The 23,528-nt window shown below is 35.9% G+C and carries 18 protein-coding genes, 1 rRNA gene and 6 pseudogenes; 13 read left to right on the top strand and 12 right to left on the bottom strand.

Annotated elements, in window-relative coordinates:
* Nucleotides 1–31 precede the first annotated feature (31 nt).
* Genes EAL49_RS05900 through gatC form a run of 3 tightly spaced genes read left to right on the top strand, consistent with a single transcriptional unit; the run spans nt 32 to nt 2,898 of the window.
* Nucleotides 32–1,114 carry a hypothetical protein gene (locus EAL49_RS05900; RefSeq protein ID WP_120829476.1) on the top strand — a complete coding sequence of 361 codons (1,083 nt, stop codon included), beginning with the start codon at nt 32–34 and terminating at the stop codon, nt 1,112–1,114.
* 12 nt (nt 1,115–1,126) lie between these two features.
* On the top strand, nt 1,127–2,602 hold the full coding sequence (gpmI, locus tag EAL49_RS05895) for a 2,3-bisphosphoglycerate-independent phosphoglycerate mutase (protein WP_120829475.1): 1,476 nt from the start codon (nt 1,127–1,129) through the stop codon (nt 2,600–2,602).
* Between the two features lie 14 nt (nt 2,603–2,616).
* Nucleotides 2,617–2,898 carry an Asp-tRNA(Asn)/Glu-tRNA(Gln) amidotransferase subunit GatC gene (gene gatC / locus EAL49_RS05890; RefSeq protein WP_033757282.1) on the top strand — a complete coding sequence of 94 codons (282 nt, stop codon included), beginning with the start codon at nt 2,617–2,619 and terminating at the stop codon, nt 2,896–2,898.
* Between the two features lie 120 nt (nt 2,899–3,018).
* Here the strand turns inward: gatC and EAL49_RS05885 are convergent, their stop codons facing one another.
* Nucleotides 3,019–4,329, bottom strand: a complete 1,311-nt coding sequence (locus EAL49_RS05885; RefSeq protein ID WP_120829474.1) for an adenosylmethionine--8-amino-7-oxononanoate transaminase — start codon at nt 4,327–4,329, stop codon at nt 3,019–3,021.
* 129 nt (nt 4,330–4,458) lie between these two features.
* On the opposite strand from EAL49_RS05885, the gene EAL49_RS05880 reads away from it, so the two are divergent.
* From EAL49_RS05880 to EAL49_RS08305, 10 genes and pseudogenes are all read left to right on the top strand, one after another.
* On the top strand, nt 4,459–5,922 hold the full coding sequence (locus EAL49_RS05880; protein WP_120829513.1) for a peptidylprolyl isomerase: 1,464 nt from the start codon (nt 4,459–4,461) through the stop codon (nt 5,920–5,922).
* A 14-nt stretch (nt 5,923–5,936) separates the two neighbouring features.
* Nucleotides 5,937–7,418, top strand: coding sequence for a cell division protein FtsA (gene ftsA / locus EAL49_RS05875; protein ID WP_097568617.1), 1,482 nt, complete (start codon nt 5,937–5,939; stop codon nt 7,416–7,418).
* Nucleotides 7,419–7,548: 130 nt separating this feature from the next.
* Complete coding sequence (gene ftsZ / locus EAL49_RS05870; RefSeq protein WP_120829473.1) at nt 7,549–8,706, top strand: cell division protein FtsZ; 1,158 nt, start codon at nt 7,549–7,551, stop codon at nt 8,704–8,706.
* A 1,014-nt stretch (nt 8,707–9,720) separates the two neighbouring features.
* Nucleotides 9,721–9,861, top strand: a complete 141-nt coding sequence (locus EAL49_RS08310; protein ID WP_162967235.1) for a hypothetical protein — start codon at nt 9,721–9,723, stop codon at nt 9,859–9,861.
* Nucleotides 9,858–10,157: pseudogene (locus EAL49_RS05855) on the top strand (site-2 protease family protein); the annotation flags it as partial. The gene EAL49_RS08310 and the pseudogene EAL49_RS05855, both read left to right, overlap by 4 nt.
* Nucleotides 10,150–10,372 (top strand): annotated as a pseudogene (locus EAL49_RS05850) (exodeoxyribonuclease VII large subunit); the annotation flags it as partial. The pseudogenes EAL49_RS05855 and EAL49_RS05850, both read left to right, overlap by 8 nt.
* An 11-nt stretch (nt 10,373–10,383) precedes the next feature.
* Nucleotides 10,384–10,480 (top strand): 5S ribosomal RNA (rrf, locus tag EAL49_RS08600).
* 239 nt (nt 10,481–10,719) lie between these two features.
* Nucleotides 10,720–10,920: a hypothetical protein gene (locus EAL49_RS05845; protein WP_001134830.1), complete on the top strand. Its 201-nt coding sequence runs from the start codon at nt 10,720–10,722 to the stop codon at nt 10,918–10,920.
* Entirely contained in the window at nt 10,913–11,737 is an 825-nt protein-coding gene (mscS, locus tag EAL49_RS05840) for a small-conductance mechanosensitive channel MscS (RefSeq protein ID WP_000343427.1), read from the top strand. Before EAL49_RS05845 ends, mscS begins: the two co-directional genes overlap by 8 nt.
* Before the next feature lie 52 nt (nt 11,738–11,789).
* On the top strand, nt 11,790–11,930 hold the full coding sequence (locus EAL49_RS08305; protein WP_162973119.1) for a hypothetical protein: 141 nt from the start codon (nt 11,790–11,792) through the stop codon (nt 11,928–11,930).
* Nucleotides 11,931–12,776: 846 nt separating this feature from the next.
* Here the strand turns inward: EAL49_RS08305 and EAL49_RS08470 are convergent.
* The 11 genes and pseudogenes from EAL49_RS08470 to EAL49_RS05765 all read right to left on the bottom strand — a co-directional run bounded on the left by EAL49_RS08470 (nt 12,777) and on the right by EAL49_RS05765 (nt 22,571).
* Nucleotides 12,777–13,100 carry a hypothetical protein gene (locus tag EAL49_RS08470; protein WP_236620597.1) on the bottom strand — a complete coding sequence of 108 codons (324 nt, stop codon included), beginning with the start codon at nt 13,098–13,100 and terminating at the stop codon, nt 12,777–12,779.
* Between the two features lie 28 nt (nt 13,101–13,128).
* Entirely contained in the window at nt 13,129–13,608 is a 480-nt protein-coding gene (locus EAL49_RS08465; RefSeq protein ID WP_120829470.1) for a PDDEXK family nuclease, read from the bottom strand.
* Nucleotides 13,609–13,610: 2 nt separating this feature from the next.
* Entirely contained in the window at nt 13,611–14,354 is a 744-nt protein-coding gene (locus EAL49_RS05820) for an AAA family ATPase (RefSeq protein ID WP_120829469.1), read from the bottom strand.
* Nucleotides 14,347–16,577 (bottom strand): annotated as a pseudogene (locus EAL49_RS08460) (hypothetical protein). The gene EAL49_RS05820 and the pseudogene EAL49_RS08460 overlap by 8 nt, the downstream one beginning before the upstream one ends.
* Before the next feature lie 268 nt (nt 16,578–16,845).
* Nucleotides 16,846–17,286: a hypothetical protein gene (locus EAL49_RS08280; RefSeq protein WP_236620571.1), complete on the bottom strand. Its 441-nt coding sequence runs from the start codon at nt 17,284–17,286 to the stop codon at nt 16,846–16,848.
* A pseudogene (locus EAL49_RS08560) lies at nt 17,283–18,528 on the bottom strand (hypothetical protein); the annotation flags it as partial. The gene EAL49_RS08280 and the pseudogene EAL49_RS08560, both read right to left, overlap by 4 nt.
* Nucleotides 18,486–19,493 (bottom strand): hypothetical protein, encoded by a 1,008-nt coding sequence (locus tag EAL49_RS05785; protein WP_120829468.1) that lies wholly within the window; start codon nt 19,491–19,493, stop codon nt 18,486–18,488. The pseudogene EAL49_RS08560 and the gene EAL49_RS05785, both read right to left, overlap by 43 nt.
* Nucleotides 19,487–20,834 (bottom strand): annotated as a pseudogene (locus tag EAL49_RS05780) (protein kinase). Before EAL49_RS05780 ends, EAL49_RS05785 begins: the two are co-directional and overlap by 7 nt.
* Nucleotides 20,835–20,892: 58 nt before the next feature.
* Nucleotides 20,893–21,510, bottom strand: a pseudogene (locus EAL49_RS08555) (protein phosphatase 2C domain-containing protein).
* Nucleotides 21,507–21,839 carry a hypothetical protein gene (locus tag EAL49_RS08275; RefSeq protein ID WP_162973120.1) on the bottom strand — a complete coding sequence of 111 codons (333 nt, stop codon included), beginning with the start codon at nt 21,837–21,839 and terminating at the stop codon, nt 21,507–21,509. Before EAL49_RS08275 ends, EAL49_RS08555 begins: the two are co-directional and overlap by 4 nt.
* 87 nt (nt 21,840–21,926) lie before the next feature.
* On the bottom strand, nt 21,927–22,571 hold the full coding sequence (locus EAL49_RS05765; protein ID WP_162968388.1) for a vWA domain-containing protein: 645 nt from the start codon (nt 22,569–22,571) through the stop codon (nt 21,927–21,929).
* Nucleotides 22,572–23,528: the final 957 nt, after the last annotated feature.

Below are 23,528 nucleotides of genomic sequence, written 5' to 3'. Positions count from 1 at the left end.
GTTTATTTTTTAAATACAAAAGGTAGGCGTTTTGAAACATTTGACCCCACTCACTCACACCCTTTTTAAAGCCTTATGGCTAGGCACAGCCTTAAGTGCATCTTTAAGTTTGGCCGCAGCAGAAAGCCCCACTAAAACAGAGCCTAAGCCCGCTAAAGGGGTTAAAAACAAACCCAAATCGCCCGTTACTAAAGTCATGATGACTAATTGCGACAATCTTAAAGACTTTAACGCTAAGCAAAAAGAAGTTTTAAAAGCCGCCTATCAATTCGGCTCTAAAGAAAATTTAGGCTATGAAATGGCAGGCATCGCATGGAAAGAATCATGCGCAGGGGTTTATAAAATCAATTTTTCCGATCCGAGTGCTGGCGTGTACCATTCTTATATCCCAAGCGTTCTAAAAAGCTATGGGCATAACGATAGCCCCTTTTTGCGTAATGTGATGGGGGAATTGCTCATTAAAGACGATGCGTTTGCTTCTGAAGTGGCTTTAAAAGAGTTGCTCTATTGGAAAACACGCTACCATGATAATCTAAAAGACATGATTAAATCTTACAACAAGGGCAGTCGTTGGGAAAAAAACGAGAAGTCTAACGCCGAAGCTGAAAAATATTACGAAGAGATACAAGACAGAATCAGGCGTTTGAAAGAATCTAAAATCTTTGATTCGCAGTCTAGTAATGACCAAGAATTGCAAAAAAGCGCTAATAGCAACCTAGATTTAGACCCTATCGGTAACACCATGCCCCAAACTTTAGCCGCCCAAAAATCTCAAATAGAAAAATCTCAAATAGAGGAAACCCAAGCAGAAAAATCTCAAGAAATGAAAGAGGCAACTAGCGAGCAAATAACCAACAAGCCAGAAAAAGCAAAAGATAAACCCATGTATTTCGCTCAAAATAATAGCGCTGATTTCACACCCGCTAAAAAACGCTCTCAAAAACCGGCTAAAGCGAGTCCAAAACGCTCCTCCAAAAATAATATAAATAATGTAAAAAGCAACGCTAAAACCGCTTCCAAAAATTCCAAAAATAAAGAAGTGTGCAAAAATTGCTCTCCAGGGCAAAGGAATGCGATTTTAGCCAACCACATCACTCTCATGCAAGAGCTTTAAAAAGTCCTAAAAATGGCGCAAAAAACTCTTTTGATTATCACTGATGGCATTGGGTATCGTAAAGATAGCGATCATAACGCTTTCTTTCATGCTAAAAAACCCACTTATGACTTGATGTTTAAAACCTTGCCTTATAGCCTGATTGATACGCATGGATTGAGCGTGGGCTTGCCTAAGGGACAAATGGGGAATTCTGAAGTGGGGCATATGTGCATTGGGGCTGGTAGAGTGCTGTATCAGGATTTAGTCAAAATTTCTTTAAGCCTTCAAAACGATGACTTAAAAAACAACTCCGCTTTTTTAAACACGATCCAAAAAAGCCCTGTGGTGCATCTTATGGGTTTGATGAGCGATGGGGGCGTGCATTCACACATTGAGCATTTTATCGCTCTGGCTTTAGAGTGTGAAAAATCCCATAAAAAAGTCTTTCTGCATTTAATCACCGACGGGCGCGATGTCGCTCCTAAAAGCGCTTTAACTTATTTAGAAACCATGCAAAATATCTGCAATGAAAACGTTCAAATCGCTACCATAAGCGGTCGTTTTTATGCGATGGATAGGGATAATCGCTTTGAAAGGATTGAGCTTGCGTATCATAGTTTAATGGGGCTTAATCACACGCCCTTAAGCCCTAGCGAATATATCCAAAGCCAATATGATAAAAATATCACCGATGAATTTATCATGCCCGCTTGTTTTAAAGATTATTGTGGCATGCAAGATGGTGAAAGCTTTATTTTTATCAATTTCAGGAATGATAGGGCTAGAGAAATCGTGAGCGCTTTAGGCCAAAAGGAATTCAGTGGCTTTAAACGCCAAGCTTTTAAAAAACTCCATATCGCTACCATGACCCCTTATGACAACACTTTCCCCTACCCTATTTTATTCCCCAAAGAAAGCGTTCAAAACACGCTCGCTGAAGTGGTTTCTCAACATAACCTGACCCAAAGCCATATCGCTGAGACTGAAAAATACGCGCATGTAACCTTTTTCATCAATGGCGGAGTGGAGGCGCCTTTTAAAAATGAAAACCGGGTGCTTATCCAAAGCCCTAAAGTTACCACTTATGACTTAAAGCCTGAAATGAGCGCTAAAGAAGTAACCCTTGCGGTATTGGAGCAAATGAAACTAGGCACGGATTTGATCATTGTGAATTTTGCTAATGGCGATATGGTAGGGCATACGGGGAATTTTGAAGCGAGCATTAAAGCGGTAGAAGCAGTGGATGCATGCTTAGGGGAAATCCTTTCACTAGCTAAAAAATTGGATTACGCCATGCTTTTAACTAGCGATCATGGGAATTGCGAACGCATGAAAGATGAAAACCAAAACCCCTTAACCAACCACACCGCTGGGAGCGTGTATTGCTTTGTTTTAGGGGATGGAGTCAAATCCATTAAAAACGGAGCCTTAAACAATATCGCTAGCAGCGTGTTAAAACTCATGGGCCTTAAAGCCCCAGCAACGATGGACGAACCCCTATTTTAAACTAAAGGAAAAGAATGCAAATTGATGACGCATTATTGCAACGCTTGGAAAAATTGAGCATGTTAGAGATTAAAGACGAGCATAAAGAGAGCGTTAAAGGCCATTTAGCGGAGATTTTAGGCTTTGTAGAAAACATATTCGCTTTAGAAACTCATAATCTAAAAACAGATACGCATCTTAGCACCCCTTTAAGAGAAGACGAACCCAAAAGCCAACCTAACATCGCCAAAGAGATTTTAAGCCACAACAAACACAGCCAGGATCATTACTTCGTTGTGCCCAAAATCATTGAATAGGTTTGATTGAATAGGTTTCATATCAGGTTAAAAGCTTGATTTTTGAAATCAAACAGACAGAAAAAAGCTATCGCTTGACGAAAATTAAGCTTTATTATATTTTATTTTTTAAAAGGGCTTTCAGCCTTTTTTTAACTCATCAAGAATTTCCACTAACCCCGCAATCGCTTTTTTGATTTCTTCATGCGTGATAATATAAGGGGGCATGAGGTAAATGGTGTTGTTTAAAGGGCGTAATAACAAACCTTTTTTTAGAGCTTTTTTAAAAACCGCCAAACTCAAACGCTCTTTAGTTTGAATAAAGACTTCAAAGGCAAAGACCATGCCCAAATGCCTTAGATTAGACACCACTTGTTGCTCTATCAAGGGTTTTAACGCGTTTTGGAGCACGCTAAAAATAAACTCGCTCAAAGCCTTGTTTTTTTCAATAACATTTTCTTTTTCAAAAATATCCAGCGTGGCGTTCGCGCATGCGCATGCTAGGGCGTTTCCTGTGTAGCTGTGCGAATGCAAAAACGCTTTATTGTCTTCATAGGGGGCGTAAAATTGGTTATAAATTTCATTATGCGTTAATAGCGTGCTTAAAGGCAAATACCCCCCACTAATCCCCTTAGACAAGCATAAAAAATCAGGCTCAATTTCGCATTGTTCATAAGCAAACATGCTCCCTGTGCGCCCAAACCCGGTAGCGATTTCATCAAAAATAATGTGGATATTTTTTTGCTTGCATAATAAAACGGCTTGTTTTAAATATTTTGCGCTATAAATATGCATATTCCCTGCGCATTGCAAAAGAGGCTCTGCAATGAAGGCGCAAATTTCTTCACCATGTTTATCTAACAAACGCTTTAAAGCGTTCAAACTATTTTCTATTTCATTGTCGTTTTTAGGCACGGGTGTAGTGAGATTTTTGAGCAATAAGGGGGTATAAGTGTCTTTATAAAGTTTCACATCGCCCACGCTTAACGCTCCCAAAGTCTCGCCATGATAGGAATTAGAAAGCGATAAAAAAAGCTTTTTAGGGCGCGTTTGATTCTTTAAAAAATGGGCGTGATAGCTCATTTTCAAAGCGATTTCAACACAAGATGAGCCGTTATCCGCATAAAAGCATTTATCCATGTTTGTAAGCTGACAGAGCCTTTGAGAGAGCGTGATAATGGGCTTATGGCTAAAAGAAGCCAAAAGGACATGCTCTAAATCATCAATTTGATTTTTGAGCTGCTGGCTAATGTAGGCGTTATTATGCCCAAAAAGATTCACCCACCATGAGCTGATTAAATCCATGTAAGCGTTATCATTAAAATCATAGAGGTAAATCCCTTGAGCCTTTTTAATGGGGATAATGGGGAAATTTTGATGCTCTTGCATTTGCGAGCAAGGGTGCCAAAGATACTCCAAATCCAAAGCGGCTAAATTTTCTTGAAAATTCATGTTAAAAACTCTCTATAATAAGGATAATTTTAATAACCTTTGGTTAAAATAAGGTTATTTGATTTTACTATAAGGTTGTTTAAACCTGAATTTCACATTTTTGATTTTTTAAAAGGGATTAGAGTTCTTATGATTGAATGGATGCAAAATCATAGAAAATATTTAGTGGTTACAATATGGATAAGCACGATCGCTTTTATTGCTGCTGGGATGATAGGCTGGGGGCAATACAGCTTTTCTTTAGATAGCGATAGCGCTGCCAAAGTGGGACAGATCAAGATTTCTCAAGAAGAATTAGCCCAAGAATACCGCCGCCTTAAAGACGCCTATGCTGAGTCTATCCCTGATTTTAAAGAACTCACTGAAGATCAAATCAAAGCCATGCATTTAGAAAAAAGCGCTCTAGATTCGCTCATCAATCAAGCCCTATTGAGGAATCTCGCTTTAGATTTAGGGCTTGGCGCTACGAAGCGAGAAGTGGCGAAAGAAATCAGAAAAACGAGCGTTTTTCAAAAAGATGGCGTTTTTGATGAAGAATTGTATAAAAATATCTTAAAACAAAGCCATTACCGCCCCAAGCATTTTGAAGAAAGCGTTGAAAGGCTTTTAATCCTTCAAAAAATCAGCGCTCTATTCCCCAAAACCACTACCCCTTTGGAGCAATCCAGTTTATCGCTTTGGGCAAAATTGCAAGACAAATTAGACATTCTTATCCTAAACCCTAATGATGTTAAAATCTCTCTTAATGAAGAAGAGATGAAAAAATATTACGAGTCCCATAAAAAGGATTTTAAAAAGCCCACGAGCTTTAAAACACGCTCTTTATATTTTGACGCCAGTTTAGAAAAAACTGATTTGAAAGAGTTGGAGGAATACTACCATAAAAACAAGGCGTCTTATTTGGACAAAGAGGGGAAATTGCAGGATTTTAAAAGCGTTCAAGAGCAAGTCAAACACGATTTAAGCATGCAAAAAGCGAATGAAAAAGCCTTAAGGAGCTATATCGCTCTAAAAAAAGGGAACGCAAAAAACTACACCACGCAAGATTTTGAAGAAAACAACTCCCCCTATACTGCTGAAATCACGCAAAAACTCACCGCTCTCAAGCCCCTTGAAGTCCTAAAACCAGAGCCTTTTAAAGATGGTTTTATCGTGGTGCAGCTCATCTCTCAAATTAAAGACGAATTGCAAAATTTTAATGAAGCTAAAAGCACTCTTAAAACCCGCCTAACTCAAGAAAAAACCCTTATGGCGTTGCAGGCATTAGCTAAAGAAAAGCTTAAGGATTTTAAAGGCAAAAGCGTGGGCTATGTAAGCCCTAATTTTGGAGGCACTATTAGCGAACTCAACCAAGAAGAAAGCGCTAAGTTTATCAACACCCTTTTTAACCGCCAAGAAAAAAAAGGGTTTATTACTATTGGTAATAAAGTGGTGCTCTATCAAATCACAGAACAAAATTTCAACCACTCATTTAGCGCAGAAGAAAGCCAGTATATGCAGCGTTTAGTCAATAACACTAAAACGGATTTTTTTGATAAAGCGTTGATAGAAGAATTGAAAAAACGCTATAAGATAGTCAAATACATTCAATAATGCAAGGGGAAATCATGGAACATAAAGAAATCGTTATAGGGGTTGATATAGGCTCTAGAAAGATTTGCGCCATAGTGGCTGAATTTAAAGACGGGATTTTGCGCATCATTGGCACGGCTCATCAAGACTCTAAAGAAATCAATTCAAAAGCCATTAAAAGAGGGCGTATCAATAGCCTTGCTCACGCTTCTAACGCCATTAAAGAAGTGATCAATAGCGCTAAAAAAATGGCAGGTTTGAACGCTGATGAAGATAGGAATAACCCCATTTCATCCTTTAGGGAATCGTATTACCCTAAAACTAAAGCGATTGTTTCTTTTTCTGGGGCTTATACTGAAAGCATTAGAGATGTTACCGGTGTGGCTAGCACTAAAGATAATGTGGTAACCATTGATGAAATCAATCGCGCTATCAATAACGCATGCGCTAAAGCAGGCTTGGATAACGATAAACATATTTTGCATGCCCTCCCTTATCGCTTCACTTTAGACAAACAAGAAGTGAATGACCCCTTAGGAATGAGCGGGACTCGCTTAGAAGTCTTTATCCACATTGTCTATACAGAAAAAAACAACATTGAAAATTTAGAAAAAATCATGATCCAATCTGGGGTGGAGATTGAAAACATTGTGATCAATTCTTATGCAGCCTCGATTGCCACCTTGTCTAATGATGAAAGGGAATTGGGCGTGGCTTGCGTGGATATGGGCGGAGAGACATGCAACCTTACGATTTATAGCGGCAATTCCATACGCTATAACAAATACTTACCCGTAGGCTCTCACCATTTAACCACGGATTTATCGCACATGCTCAACACCCCATTCCCTTACGCTGAAGAAGTTAAGATCAAATACGGGGATCTTTCTTTTGAAGGTGGTGAAGAAACGCCCTCTCAAAATGTCCAAATCCCTACCACCGGCTCTGATGGTCATGAAAGCCATATTGTGCCGCTTAGTGAAATCCAAACTATCATGAGGGAAAGGGCTTTAGAAACTTTTAAAATCATCCACAGGAGCATTCAAGATAGCGGCTTAGAAGAGCATTTGGGCGGAGGCGTTGTGTTAACCGGTGGGATGGCTTTAATGAAAGGGATCAAAGAACTAGCCAGAACCCATTTCACTAATTACCCGGTGCGTTTGGCGGCCCCTGTGGAAAAATACAATATCATGGGCATGTTTGAAGACTTGAAAGATCCTCGCTTTTCAGTCGTGGTTGGCTTGATTTTATACAAAGCAGGGGGGCATACCAATTATGAAAGAGACTCTAAAGGGGTTATCCGCTACCATGAAAGCGATGATTACACAAGAACAGCCCATCAATCAAGCCCTACCCCCCATATCCATTCATCGCCCACAGAAAGGAATTTGAGCGATTTAAAAACCCCTAACGCTCCTTTAAACACCGCTAAAAACGATGACTTCTTGCCTATAAAACCCACCGAACAAAAAGGTTTTTTTAAAAGTTTCCTTGATAAGATTTCTAAAATCTTTTAAGATACAGCCATTTCTTTATGCGATAAAAACGCCTTGATAGTTATCAAAAGCCAGAAAACATGGTATAATTCTTTAGCTATTTATCAAAGTTTAAGATTTGCAAAAATCGTATCTCAAGGGGAATGTGGCTATGGTTCATCAATCAGAGATGGAAAATTATAATATTGGTCAAGCGAGCATTGAAGAAGTAAGCGATCCAGCTTATAAAGGGGCTAAGATTGTCGTCATCGGTGTTGGAGGTGGGGGGTCTAACATGATTAAACACTTGGTTGAATACGGCGTGCATCAAGATGTTACCCCCATTGCAACGAACACTGATGGCCAACACCTCAAAAACAATCCCGCTCCGGTTAAAATCCTTTTAGGCAAAGAGTCTACTGGAGGTTTAGGTGCTGGAGGGGTTCCTGATATTGGTAGGAAAGCCGCTGAAGAAAGCGCTAATGAAATTAGAGAAGCGATTAAGGACGCCAAATTAGTCATTGTCTCTACAGGGCTTGGAGGAGGTACTGGGACTGGAGCCACCCCTACTATCGTTAAAATCGCAAAAGAAGTGGGAGCGCTCACGATTGCTATCGTTACCAAGCCTTTCAAATACGAAGGATCTCAAAAAAGCAAGAAAGCCGAAGAAGGGTTAAAGGAATTGGAGCAATCTAGCGATTCTATTTTGGTTATCCCTAATGATAAAATTCTTTTGACCATGAAAAAAAACGCCAGCACTAAAGAATGCTATAAGGAAGTTGATGATGTCTTGGTTAGGGCTGTGAGCGGCATTTCTACGATCATCACTAAACCTGGTGATATTAATGTTGATTTTTCCGATTTAAAAAGCGCTCTTGGTTTTAAAGGCTTTGCGTTAATGGGTATTGGTGAGGCCACTGGCGAAGAATCCGCTAAATTAGCGGTGGAAAATGCGATCCAATCGCCTCTTCTTGATGACGCTTCTATTGATGGGGCTAAGAGCATTATTGTCTTTTTTGAGCACCACCCTGATTATCCTATGTATGCTTATTCTCAAGCTTGCATATCTATTCAAGAACGAGCCAATCAAGATGTTGATGTTAAGTTTGGCCAACACACGAGCGAGAGTATCCCCATTGATCATGTGCGCGTTACTATCATTGCAACCGGTTCTGAAAGAAACAGCGGTGGAGCGAGTTTGGAATCTATCGCTACGCCCTCTCAGCCTGTGGTGAAACAAACAAGAAAAGTGGGTAATAGCGATTTTTTAAGAATCCCTACTGAAGAAGAACTATCCACACCCACAGCCATAAGGATCCAGCAAGATTAATTGCAGATCTCGCTTTTCTCCCCTATTTTTATAGGGCTATAATAAAGCGGTTTGTTGGGTTCGCTCTCATTCGTTTTTTAGAATAAATTAAAAAGCTTTGATTTTAATGGGGTGTGCTAGTTTTTAGAGCGTTTAGGGGATTTTAAAGTGCTTTAAAGGGGAATATCCCAAAGCACCTCCTAGTTAATGAAACGCTAGAAACCCATTTGGCAAAAATCAAGGGCTTTGTTTTTCACACTCACCACCCCTGAAACTATACGCTCCGTTATGAATTTGTGAGGTCAATGCATTTTTAATTTGATTGGGCTTCACATCTCATCAAATACAGATAATATTTTTCCTATCAAAATAATTGATAATAGCAATGATTTTATCAGACAATCCATCACTTTCTTTGATAATCTTTTTTCAAGAAATCGCATGCATCAGTGAAAAACTCTCGCTCATTAGCTTTATGAGTCTTCTAACACGCTCGCAACAAGACCAACGCTTGGCTTTGTCTTGTTTCATTCTTTGCTCGCCCTTTTTTTTCACTCCTGATTGACTTGCTCTGATTTGACAAAATCAATAGTCAATGCTTCTAATGTTGATTTTAGATTATACGCTTCCATGTTTTCTAAACTCCAAGATGATACCGCCCAACTATCATAGTTATCTATTAAAACATAGCTCTTGCTCTCTGTTTATGCCAATAGGCGTTATGGTCTTATTTGCTCCTTTAGTTTTATCTTGTTTTTTGTTTTCTTTACTTATTATAACAAAAAAAGGTCATGGTTTTACCCACGCCCCGCGTTCTTTTTAGGTTGCTTAAAACGATAATAAGCCCTCATGCACCCTATTTTGCTCTATTTGTTTTTTATAGTCTTCATAGGTTAATCCTAGCTCCAACGCCTCCTTTTGTAGCTTTTGTTTCTTTCTAGGTCGTCCATTTTGTTTCTTGCTGCGGCGCATTCTAACAATTTCTCTCTTAATGTCTCATAGCTTAAACCATGATAGTCTAGGGTCTCAATACGCTTGCCATTCTTTCTTAAAAAGCAAATGGCAGGCGTGTTAGTTTTGCTGTTTTCCACCCCAAGAAGCTATGCTAATGGCCATGAGATGAGAAAAAATTCCAACAATATTTCAGGGAAGCGTCGTGTAAGCGGTGGGGTATGATGTTCATTGTAGCGGTTTTAATGCTGGCGTTTTTAATCTTTGTCCATGAATTAGGGCATTTCACTATTGCTAGGGTTTGTGGGGTGAAAGTAGAAGTGTTTAGCATTGGTTTTGGTAAAAAACTCTGTTTTTTTAAGCTTTTTGGCACGCAATTCGCTTTGTCTTTGATCCCGCTTGGGGGCTATGTGAAATTAAAGGGCATGGACAAAGAAGAAAATGAAGAAAATAAAACTCATCAAGCAAATGATAGCTACGCGCAAAAAAGCCCTTTTCAAAAGCTATGGATACTATTTGGCTAAAACTTGCAGCATGTCAGCTATTGGGCATGAGAGCGATTTTTTATTGAGCGATTTGGTGGCGGATTTAAGGGCTTCTACGCCTTCAAACGCGATGGAGATTTTACTCCCTAGCAGCGATGAATGGTTGCAAAGACTTGATGGGTTTAATGTGAAATTGCACCGCTCGTTTAAAATTTTGCTCCATCAAAAAAAAGGCGCATTTAGAGCATTTAGCGGATTTTTTTAGAGAAGAGGAACTACCCAGTTAACCATTCCGAACCTGGAAGTCAAGCTCTTCATCGCTGATAATACTGCTCTTTTCAAGAGTGGGAATGTAGGTCGGTGCAGGGATAGGGAAATGTTTTTTAGTCTTGCTTTTTATCTTATTTCATTATTGACTCATTGTTTTGTTTGTTTAGGGGTTTTTAGGGTTTTATGGTTTTATTATTTATTGTGTTTTATGATTTTATAAGTATCTTTGAGGGCTTGTTATAAAGCGAGCTGTTTTTATTATAAAAGGAAACGCTCAAAAAAATTTTTGGCAAAAATTATTGTAAAATTATTCTAAAAAAGGATCTTCATGCCACCATTAAAAGGGATTCTTGCCGATCGCAACGATTCTAATCAACCCTGTCTGTGCATTCCTAATGGAACTATTTCAAAAAACAAAATTCTATCCAATAGCGCACTTCAAAGCTTCACTATTAAATATTCGCAGAAAAGATTGGAACTTTATGGGAAAGTTAATCAATTGATTTTAAAAGGAAAAATTTATGGATGAAATTAAAACGCTGTTAGTGGATTTTTTTCCGCAGGCAAAGCATTTTGGGATAATCTTAATCAAGGCTATTGTTGTCTTTTGTATAGGTTTTTATTTTTCGTTTTTCTTACGGAACAAAACCATGAAACTTTTATCCAAAAAGGATGAGATTTTAGCGAATTTTGTCGCACAGGTTACTTTTATCTTAATCCTTATCATCACCACAATCATTGCACTCAGCACGCTAGGCGTGCAAACCACTTCTATTATCACTGTTTTAGGAACGGTGGGGATTGCGGTGGCGTTGGCTTTAAAAGATTATCTTTCAAGCATTGCTGGAGGGATAATCCTTATTATTTTACACCCTTTCAAAAAAGGAGACATCATTGAAATCTCTGGCCTAGAGGGCAAAGTAGAAGCACTTAATTTTTTTAACACTTCTTTACGCTTGCATGACGGACGCTTGGCGGTTTTACCCAATAGAAGTGTCGCTAATTCTAATATTATCAACAGCAATAACACGGCGTGTCGGCGCATTGAATGGGTTTGTGGGGTAGGGTATGGGAGCGATATTGAACTGGTGCATAAGACTATAAAAGATGTTATCGACGCAATGGAAAAAATTGATAAAAACATGCCCACTTTTATTGGAATCACGGATTTTGGACAAAGTTCATTGAATTTCACCATTAGAGTTTGGGCAAAGATTGAAGACGGAATTTTTAATGTGCGCAGCGAACTCATTGAACGCATCAAAAACGCCCTAGACGCTAACCATATTGAAATCCCTTTTAATAAGTTAGATATTGCTATTAAAAATCAAGACTCTTCTAAATGATTGGTGTGAGACGCATTGATTGCAGTGATACTTGAAATTTAAAGGAGACCCTATGTCAAGCGGTAGCGTGTGTCGTTTAGTGGAAAAATATAACGATAAAATAAAAGAGGTTTTAAACGATGAGCTAACCTACTATTTAAATAAAACCATTAAAGAGTGGGTGTATAACATCATTATGAACTTGAGAAAGTAGAAAAAAATCTAAAAGCTAAACAAGAGCAAGAGAAACGCATGGCATAAGAGCCATGCGCTTGGCAGTGAAACAAAAGAAAAAAGGAAACAACATGGGAAAAATGAAACAAGAAACAGCGATTGGAAAAATTAGCGAATCATTGGAATAATAATGATGAAAACAGCGAAGCGCTAAACGCTTTTGCAGACGCTTACCTTTATAAACATGAGAAAAAGAGTCAAAAGGTTTGGGCAATAGAGGTAAGTTCTCTAAACAAAGCTTGCATGGGAGAATTTTGCCACAAAAACCCAAACTTATTTTAATAACGATCGCTCCAAGGAATCAACGCCCTATGACCTCAAGAAAAGAGAATGGCTTGAATCGGTGAGATCAGCTCTCATACCAATTTCTAGGTAGGATAAACAAACCCTATTCCTAAAATATTTTGATTCATTTAATCCTACCTAAAAATATTAATCTGATTCTAAAATTCCCTTTAACTCTTTAGTGAGATTTGCAATTTCTTTCAACTCTAAAATCCAATAGCATATTGGTTTAACACCAACTAAACACCCTCTCCCTAATTTATCAACGCCTAGAGTTATTAATATAGTTCTCAATATTTTTTTTAAAATCTCTAGAAATAAGCTTAATATTCAAATTCTTAATTCTTTCTTGAATATTTTGAGACAAAATATCAGTATCGCTTGCTACTAAAATGCATTTCGCATTGGCTCCACCAAAAATTTGAGTGTTAGTGGATAGAGCGGTTAAAACCCCCTTATTTTTTAACTCCCCACTCTTGCACTCTACAACATAGAGATTTTTACCATCGCTAAAAGCTATGTCAAGCTCAGTATAAATAGGTCACTTATCTTCTTGAATGGCAGTCATGCTTTCAACGCCCAAAATCATATTCAAGCGTAGATCATAGATCACTTGTTTGTCTAGCAACTCCAGTAATTCACAATAAATATATTCTTCAAGCCAACCCCCTATTATATAATCTCTAAAATCATCTTCATCTTCTGAATATTTAAGCTTTATTTCCTTTCCATCTATATTCACGAAAACTTGATGGTCTTTGTAAAGCAATTTAAGATTATTTTCATCAATATCCATCGTTTTATCTTTAGAATAACTATCATTAATTTTTTTGATAATTTTCAATAATTCTTGAACGATATTCATACAATAAATTACTTAAATTTTTACGCTCTTATATTTTTTTTAAACTCTTTTCATCTACAATACCATTTTGTTTTATCATACGATTTGGGACATGCAAAGAGAAAAAAGTTTCCACATCTTTAATGGGGATAGCCGGAATAGCAAAAGGCTCAATTTCGCTTGGATTTTTAAAAAATGATAATTGTTGATCCTTTTCTTCAATATAGAAATAAGGCACTTGAAAATATTCTGATGCCTTTAGCCCTGCTAGAAACATCATTTTAGTCCCACCGGTCAAATTAAAACATAATCTCTTATCCTTTAAACCATGTTTGTTTGTATGTTCCAAAATTTTTCCATAAATATTTTTAGGTTCAAAAACATTCACTTCTATAGAAATAAGACTATCCGTATTGATTTGAAAACTCTCATTAGTTTCTTTTTGTTCTTCAAAAAATCTCTTTAATGTCTTAGCGTTTTTGGAACTAGAAGTGATAAAAACATGTTTTTGAGCGCTAAATTGACGCATTCCTAAAAAATAGGCATTAATTGCTCCCCAAAAGAATAAAAAATCACATCAAAATCAAAATTGTATTTTAAAAATTCTAAGGCTTTTAGGCTCAATTCTCTATTTTGTTTTTCATAATCTTGTTGTTCAACCGGAACCCTCTCCAAATAAAAATCATAGTCATAATGTTTTGCAATACCTCGTGGCTTCTTGATGCATTGCGCAACATCCCATCCATAATCCATGGGGGTTTCTAAGGTATCTATTCTTAAAATCTTGGTCTTATCCAAGCAAGGACTAGAAATCCTGCGCTCTTTATGCATTCTTTCTGACACATCTTTATCAACTTGATGCGCATCAGGGCGTTCTTGGGTTATCTTTTGAGCTTCTAAATGCAATTCTAATTCTCTGGGTTTAAAATCAATCAACAAAATTTTATAGCCAAATCCTCTAGCCATATCTGTATATGGTTTGCTTTGCCACGATTCAAAATTGGTGTTATCGCACACTACAATATCTATACGATTTTCTAAAGCTTGTTTGAAGGTTTCTTGATTGTTTTGGTGGTATTCATTGAGTTTCTTTTTATCAAAAACATAACGCCTGATACCCTTTTCATCTATTTGAATAAAATATTCATCGGTAGAATGAACGCTGATAGAACGCCCCAAGCTTTTTGCCGACTCTTCAATCTGTTTGGTCAAAGAGGTCTTGCCCCCACCTGGAATGGCACGATTGATAATGACTAATTTGTTTGATTTATTCATCCTCTTCTGTCCCCTTAATTTCAATTCCAACACCTTCCAAATCCCCCCTTAAATACAAGCGTAACGCCGACAACAAAGGTGGGATATTGTTGAAGCTTTGATTTTTTAGCTCTAATTTTACAAAGCTTTTAATTTTAGTCTCTTTTTCTATCGCTTTATCTATGCTGTCCAATAAACGCATGGTTTTTCTCGCTTTCAGGGATCAATTCTAACTCTCTTTTAGCGTTACGATAAGACAAAAACGCTAACAACAATTCGCATGCGCTACTGAAATAAAGCGGCTCAGGATTTCTCAAACACTCTTCTATACGCTCTAAAAAGTCTTTTTGCTGCTCCAAGTCGGTTTGAGCCATCAAGTTCTTTAAAAATTTCTCATTAATCCAACTAGCCCTAGCCACAATGCTTAAAATTGTAAAACGAATCTTTTGATCAATCTTAGGGTTAAAAAAAGTAGTTTTAAGATTCTTAAAAATCGTTTTTTGAAAGTCTTTTTCAAGAGAGCCTAAACATCTGCTTAAAAAATCCGTAGAAGGTAATTCAAAAGGTAAATTAATAAATTCTTGTTGTAATTTTGCGGGAATGCTATCATTCAAGCGACTAAAGAAATCCAAGATCTCTTTTTTAAAATCTTTGTCTGTTTGTGGGTCAAAATAATACTCTTCTAACCGTCTCAAATGTTCTTTAAAGGGAGTAGCAAATTCAGGATTTAGGGTTTCTAACTCTTCAAGCGTGTAATGTGAAAAAATTTTTAAACAAGGATACTTGATTCTTTTGAGCGCTTCTATTCTGTGTTCAATTTTCTCATCTAGAGGTTTTCTTTGATAATAATTTTTAGCTGTATTTAATAAAACAATTTCTCTATTTTTTCCAAACCATAAATTTTACCTCAATATTTACTAGGGTCTTCCCTATCAAACACTTCCAAACACACTCGCGCGCCTTGTGAAAGCTCATTTTTGTTCACGCTCTCTTTGCATTGACGGCTATGACAAAAAACTTCTTTACCATTTGTTTCCACTATGTAAAAAAGTTCATTGTTTCTATCTTTCCCTATTCTTGAGATTCCACCGCATTTTAGTTTTTTATCTGAGAATTCTATGCCTCTCTCTAAAACAAATCTGGGTGGACTATTTAAATCTTTCAATGTCTCTAATTGCTCTAGCGCCCACTCAAATAAATCAGAACTTTTGCCCTTATTAGGATTAAAGTCGCTTTTTAGTTCATTAATACTTGGTTTTTTGATGGGATTAGGCGTAGGGAGTTCAACCCCCTTTATATCAATACGCTGCCATTCTATAACAATGGGCTTTAAATCATTATTGACAGGTTTAAACTCTAACACATAGTTAAACTCGGTGCCAATGTCATAAGTGAGCGTGAGTTTGTATTCTTCGTCATTTTCTAGGGGAAAATCTTTAGAGGTGATTTTGCCTTGATAGGCGATTTTTCTTCATTTAGGATCAAGGGCAAAGCAAGGCTTTCTCGCCCTTTAGGGATAATAAAAGGCGTTTCAATCTCTAGGGTTTCTTTATCTCCTAAAATTGTTTTATCTTTAATGATCTCAAAATTTTTAAACCGCCTGTCTTTAATCACTTCCATAGAGAGCTTAGGCAAGCATTCTTTATACAGAATAAAGCCTTCTTTTTCTAATCCTAAGGCTCTTTTAAAATTTTTTAAAGCTTTTTTGATATAACAAGGCTCATCTTTTAATAAATAAGCTTTTGAATCATCGCTTTTTTGCCTCTCCAAAACCAAGCCACAATCATTAAAGGTCTTACTTTTATGGTTTTCTTTAACGACCAAATCCACGCCGTTATAACGCAAACGCTCATTTTTCTTTAATTTATTTTCAAACAAAAAATTAAGTCCTAAAGCAACGCTTTTAGGATAGAATTTTGCGTCTTTAAAATACAAGCTTATTTTATGCTTGATCTTAGCAAATTCAAAATTTTTAATATTATCATCTAATAAATAATATAATTTTTCTATCTTATAGCGTTCCTTGAAATCTCTCATAAAAGCTTCCACAAGAGTCTCATCATAGCCTTTGAGAGCGTTGGCCAAATAACCTTTTTTATTTATCTCACCCTTAGCGCCATTAGCGTTGATGTAAATATTATCCTCCTGCTTTTTGGCTAAAAGGGGGAGCTTTAAAATCTTTTCTTCATTGTCATTACCCACTAACAAAGCGAAGGGTTTGGGGCTAAACATATCAATATACATTTCTTTATAAACTCCCTTACACAATTCCAATTGCGGGATTTCTTGATTTAAATTTATAGGCTGTTTTAATTCCAAAAACTCTTTCGCTTTTAAACGTATCTTTTCAAACGATAAATCTTTCACTGAAAAACTATTTTTAATTAGCGCGTATAAATCTTGTTCATTTCTAATTAGCGTGGGTTCAATGTTCATAGAAGTATAAAATTGGGCTTGGTATGAATACTCCAAATAGAAAATTTGATCCAAATTCATCAATGACCCCACACCATCAGATGTCTGTTAGTTGTTGTTCATAGCCCTTAAAATTTTGCTCCCACTTTTCTAATTGGGCGTCAAATTGCGTTTTAAGATCATTCTCTAGCCTATCGGAGCGCTCTTTGATGCTTTCTAGCTTCTTTTTATAATCTTTATTGAGAGATTCTTGTTGCTCTTGTAGTTGCTTGTCTGTTGTTTCTAAGATCAATTCTTTTTTCTTTGTTTCATAAGTCCGTAAGCCCTCTTCAACTTTTTGAACCTGCTTTTTTTCAAATATCTCTCTATCTTTTATAAAATCTTCAAATTCTTTTCGGTTTTTTAGATAAAATTCTTTTTCTTGATTGAACGCATCAATGTCTTTTCTAATCTGTTTTTCTCTTTTATCCAACTCAGCTACTCTTTTATCCAACTCAGTTTCTCTAGCTCTTAGCTCCAATTCTTCATTTCTACTCATCGTTTCTCCTTTGGATATATTTTATTTGCTATTTTATTAAAATATTCTAGTGCTTGTTTTTCCAATTTTTTTAAATCCTCTTCTTCTAATCTTTCAAGTTCTTTACTTATCTTGTGCATATGGCCTCTCAAAGCAATAAGCCTAGCGATAAAATCTAGCCATTCTTGAACTTTTTCAAACACGCTCTCAAAATACTTACAGCTAAGCAACACTAACACATACGCTCCCAAACTCGCTTTATTATACTCAAACGCTCTTTTCAAAAAGTCTTCCCTCACTTCTCTTAAAGAATCTAAATTTTTAAGATTAGGATAATCCCCTAAAAGTTCGTCTTTAGTTTTAGGATCAAGCTTTGGTTGTTTTTGGATAGCTTCAAAAAGAATAATTTCAAATATCTTACAAAAATTCAAAATCATCTTTTCTTTTTCTCTATCTTCTTTTTTAGAATAATATTTGGCTTTGGCCAGATTAACTCCCACAAAACATTCAAATAAGGGTTTGGGTGCGTTTAAGTTTGATAGCTGGGATCGGGCGTCAATCTCTGCATTTTTCTTATAATGTTTTTCTTCATGTTTTTCTTCTTGAGCATTTTCTCTCTCTTTAATCAAGGGGTTTTTTAAAAGATTTTCTACTAGAAAATAAATTTCATCTCTGTATCTTTCTAATTCCACTCTCGTTAAAGAAGACCCATCTTGTGATTTCTCGCCGTGTTTATCTTTATTCCTGTATTTTTTATATCATGCAAATCTTGTAAAAAACTAGGGTATTTTTTAGCCAAAGCTTGCATGACTTTTTCCTCATAGCGCAATAAAGCGTTCAATCTAGAGTCGTTTAATCCTTTGAGATCTGTTCAAAACCTAAATGCATGAATTTCTTTGACAAATCTTGTGCTTTGTATGTTTCTAAATCGTGCCCTTTCAAGCTTGGTGTTTCATCAAAAATTTGTTCATAAATGTCATACAGAGCCCCACAAATTTCAAACTTTTTTTGATGGGTATCTAGATTTTTTAAATTACTTTCAATTGTATGCAATCTGTCATCAAATGCCGTAAAATTTTTAAAAACTTTGATTCGTTTTGATGGCTTAGATTCGTCAGTTTGGGTATATTGTTTTTCCTTCCATTTTTTAAACCATTTAGGATTAGTTTCCTCTAATTTTTCTGCCATCTTTTCAATAGGGTGATTCTTGCATTCCACTCTTATTTCCTTACTATCATCAAAGGCTTTGGCATGCAAATAAAATTGATTAAGCTTTCTTCATTTTGTGGGTCTAATCCCTCTAAAACCCCTAAATCACTCCCCTCTCTTAATTGCGTTTTCTTTATTAAGATTTCCATTTTATTCTTGCCTAAAGCTGGCTTAAAACGAATTCTTAAATTCCCTCCTTCTTTACTCACGCTTTCAATCTCTAAAACCCCCACTTCTTTTGCCTCATTAAAACTTTTTTGAGCGCTTTTGATGAGATATTTTTTCCAAATTTTTAAATAAGATTTGTTATCTTGCTGGATCTGGTCTAAAAGGCTCGTTCGCATGGTTTTTGTGGTTTTATCATTAAACTCTAATGAACCTTGAAAAAACAAACACAAACCAGGCGCTAGTGCTTGTTTAATGGGTATTAATTTTATCGCTTCATAAGAATGCCTATTATTTATCAAAGCGCGCTTAACGCTTAATCCCCCCTTGGTATTTAATAGCCTGAAATCTTCTTTTAAAATCTCTTCACTATTCTCTTTATCCTCTTTATCCTCATCTTCATAAGGCAATACGCACACAAAATAAGTAAAACCAGCTATTTTTAAAATACAAGTTTCTTTAAAATCTTCTAGTTTTTTGTCTTTGCCCATTTTTTTTAGTAACTTTTTTACGATTGTGTCTTTGAAATTAATGTTTAATGGTTCAGGAAGAATTTTTATAGGGCGTTTGAAGAAATGGCACTTCAATTCTAAAACTTGTCTTTCTTGGTTTTCGCTTAAATTTAGGACTTGAGCTGCAAGAAAAGCGTTACTGCAAAAAGCGTTTTCAATTTCTTTTTCTTTGGTTTCGCCTATGATCTCTAATTTCAAATAACGCTCTTCATCTAGATGAAAATATATTTTATCTTTTTCAATCTTTAATAATCCCAATTTTTCTCTATCTTTTGGCTCTAGTTTTGCGGTATTGAGGTTATAAGCCTTGATGATGCTATCTTCTTTGATAAAACTCAGCATTTTTGAACCTTAATTAAAAAACCATTGTATGAAATAGTCAATTCTTTTTCTAAATCTATTTCTATCCTATAGTGATCCAACCTTTTATCATTGATGAGAATCTTTTCTTGTTGTATGTCATGATGAAAAATCAATATATTATTAGCAATCTCTGCAAACTCCCATTCGCTTTTAACCACTTCAATCCCCTTAAATAAGGTTGTCGGTAAAAAAATAGGGTCTGTAAAATTCGAGGCAAAATAAAAAACTTCGCTATTTTGGTAATAACTTGTTGCTACAAGTCTGATAGGTTTTTTTAGCATCGCAATAAGGGCAAATCTCCCATTCTCTATCATAATAAGTCATTGAACAATTTTCACATTCTAACACTTGCAAGCTAGCTTTTTCTAAGCTCTCTATAAATAAGGGCATAGTAGGGCGTTTCAAAGGATCTTTTTTGCCTTCTTCAAAGCATTGTGCTAATAAATTTTTTAAATCCCTTGTTAAGAAAAAAGGCAGTAAGCCACAAGAACGATTGCTATCATTCTCACTATCTTCAATCCAAGGCAATTCTATAAAATTTTCTGCATCACCAGCACTATTCCCATCAAAAGGATGAACCATATTTAAAAGTTCATAAGCTATGATGGCAAAAGAAAAGGTATCGCTAAGCATGGTGTTGTAATTGGTTGTATCGCTATTTTTAGAGGTTTGGCTAATCTCTAAAGCCCCATAGTTAGGCGCAAAAATAACACACAGGGCTTTTTCGCTCTCATAACGCACATTATCCGCATCAATTAAAAACGCTGAATTGTCTTTATAAAACACATTGTTTAAATTCAAGTCCCCATACACCAAACCCTTACTTTGCAATCTGAATAGAAGTTTTGCTAAATGGGTGAGTATTTTTAATCGTGATCTCAATCCTTGTGTTTGTGAGTAATAACTTAAACTTAAAGCCATATGATGGTTATCTTCGCAAAGTTCTTGAATGGCATTATTGATCCTAAAAATCCCATCTTTTTCTTCGTTTTCTAAAATACTGGGCTTCTTTAAAAAAGTTTTTAGTGGTTCATAGCCCTCAGCCATTTTCATCACATAGCCTTGTTTTCCTCTCAAAGTTACTAGCGGAATTGACATAGGGAAATGCCTCTCTATCGGCTTAAAAGATAAATTTAGAACGCTTTTTTCATATTGTTTAAGGGATTCTTTGTCTTTAATGAAATCTCCATCCCTCAATACTACCTTAATAGCCACATCCTTATCCAAACAGCGATACACTATACCCTGTCCGCCTTTTCCTAAAACTTCTATAGTCTTATGGATATTCCCCTCACCATCAACAATTTCTTCTAACTCCATAAACTATCCTTTCTATACGCTATAATCAAACTCGTATCATCATAAAATTTATGATTCTTTAAGAGCGTATAGCACTTTTTTGATGCCTTTTTTTATGTTTAAATTCACTGATTATGTCCTTAACAAAATCCAAGCGTCTTGCATCTATTAAGCTTTCATCTAATCCATCCGTGCATAAGAATAACGCATCAATTTTTTTACTCTCTAAGACTTCCCAGGTTAAAAGCGTATTGCGATCAAAAGGTGTTGTGAAATGCGTTAAATCTTGCTTATTCTCTCTTAATAATCTATGTTCTTTTCCTAAAACAGCCAACAACCCATCACCCACTTTACCTATAAACGCCTTTTCTTTGCCAATAAAAACCAGTTGCAGAGTGCTTAGCGCATTGCGAACTTCCAAAGGATAGAGCAGACACTCCCAAATACTAAAAACAACTTTATTCAATAACGCCTAAGTTGCAACCTTGTATATCAATAGCATTTAAGGCTTTTTCTACGCTCTCACACATTTTTTTAGCCCCAATTTGTGAATCTTTTTACTCCCTAAACCATCGCACAAAACAAGCAATAACCCCTTTTGATTTTTTCTGATTAAAAAAGCGTCTTGATTAGGCAATCTAGCATACGCATGGTATACTCCCCTAATAGAAGCCCCAAACGCCTTAAAATCTCTCATTGCTTAATCACATCCACTTTCTTCATGAAATGCAATACTTGAAAAATTTCAGCGCTATCAAACACTTTAGAAGAGATTTCTTTAAGTTTGATCATATTGGCATCCGCTCCAAAAGCCACACTGGATTTAACTTGAATTTCTTCTGTAAAATGCCCATCGCTCAAGAACAAAGCGTCTTCAAACTCCCCTTTTAAACCCTTTAAATCCCACTTTTGTATATCTATATTTTTATTTTTAGCCAATTGCTCAAAAGCTAAAAGCCATAATTGAAGGGCTTCTTTTTTCCCGTTTTCATTCATAGATCCTGAATTATCTATAATGATCTTCATGTTTTCTCTTTAAAGAGTTTAAAATATCTATCAACTTCTTCGTTTAAATCCATAAACAAAGCGTTTTTGTGGCGTAAAGATTTTAAATCATTCATCTGGAATCCAGTTCAACTTTTTAATTGAAGCAGAACCCTTGCTAATGGTTTGAGTCATGATTTCAAACAACTTCACTAACTTTTCCACATCATCTGCGTAAAATACGCCATCTTTGCCAAAATCCTTATTAACTTGCGGGTTGGCATCTCTATCGCCAATAAAAATGCTCCAACACACACTTTTAGCGCTTCTCCCATCATGGTGGAAGTTAAACAAAGGCTCTTGCCACTTATCATTATTTGGCTCACCATCCGAAACTAAAATGCTATAAGGTTTATAGAATTTAGTAGGGAAAGTGTCTTTATCTTCAATAAGATCCTTAGCCAATTTAAACGCTTGATCTAAAGGGGTGCCACCACTCGCGCTTAAAGGCTCAAAGTCAATGTTTTTTATATCATCAAAGGGCGTGTGCAAAACCGCGCCATTTCCGCCAAAAGTAACAATAGCCATTTTGCTAAATAACTCTTTTTTAGCTTCTTGCTTTAAAGTTTCTATCATTTTTTGAATGCAAAGATTAAGCACTCCAATGCGTGTGCCATTACCCAAAGAATGACTCATTGAACCACTCGTATCTAACAATAAAAATACTGGAATAAAGCGTTCTTCCATAGTGTATTTACTTAAATCTAATGCCATAATATCTCCTTATAAATAATTTATTCGCGCCAAAAAACCCAATCACAAGAATAAAGCACAATCTGATTAAAACATTCATTTCAGCACTCTTTTTGATGATTTTATAAGCTTTTGAGTATAGTAGACTTAGACTTAACTTAAGAGTGCCTGAATTTTGGGGTAGCAAGCCGACTCTATGGTTTGTCTTAAGGCAAAGAAATAAAAAACAACACCACCAATAAAATCAAGCATGCAAAAACAACCATCAAAAAGTCAAACCTAAAACCACAGAGCCTAGGCAGAAAAAAGATTTGTTGAAGACATGGCAGAGAAGAGGCGCGTTAACTGATAAGTTTTATGAGCAGGGAAGACTTCAAACAACCTCTCATCGGTTTAGAGCATGCAAAAACAAAAAGTTAAACACCATAAATCAAAAACAACACCCCAACTAAAAAGTTAAAAACAAAAGAAATAAAAAAACAACACCAGCGGAAGAATAAAGAATAAAGAATAAGATTGGTTGTGTAAAGCGATAACTTTTTAAAGAATAAAACTTTCTAAAAACATTTCTTAGCGCTCTTTAGAATTTAAGTGCAGTTTAGGGATTTTAAAAAACTTCATAAACTTCCTTTAAAAAGAAGCTTAGATAAGAGTTTTATAAATAATTACATTCTTTAGAGAATAAAACTTTTTTCTTAAATCCATGTTTAATTGGTGCGGACTCTTTCCAAAGATATTAAACTTTCTAAAAAATTGGATTTTAGATCTTATGTTATGATTTTAAGTTTTATTTTGTTTTCAAACTCGTTTTCTTAACCCTAAAAACCTTTGAATAAAACCATAAAATATTAAACCCCTAAACAAACAAAACAATGAGTCAATAATGAAATCAAATAAAAAGCAAGACTAAAAAAACATTTCCCTATCCCTGCACCGACCTACATTCCCACTCTTGAAAAGAGCAGTATTATCAGCGAT

It is taken from the genome of Helicobacter pylori (assembly GCF_003637665.1).
Taxonomy (GTDB): domain Bacteria; phylum Campylobacterota; class Campylobacteria; order Campylobacterales; family Helicobacteraceae; genus Helicobacter; species Helicobacter pylori_CK.
This window is presented reverse-complemented; position numbering and strand designations above follow the sequence as displayed.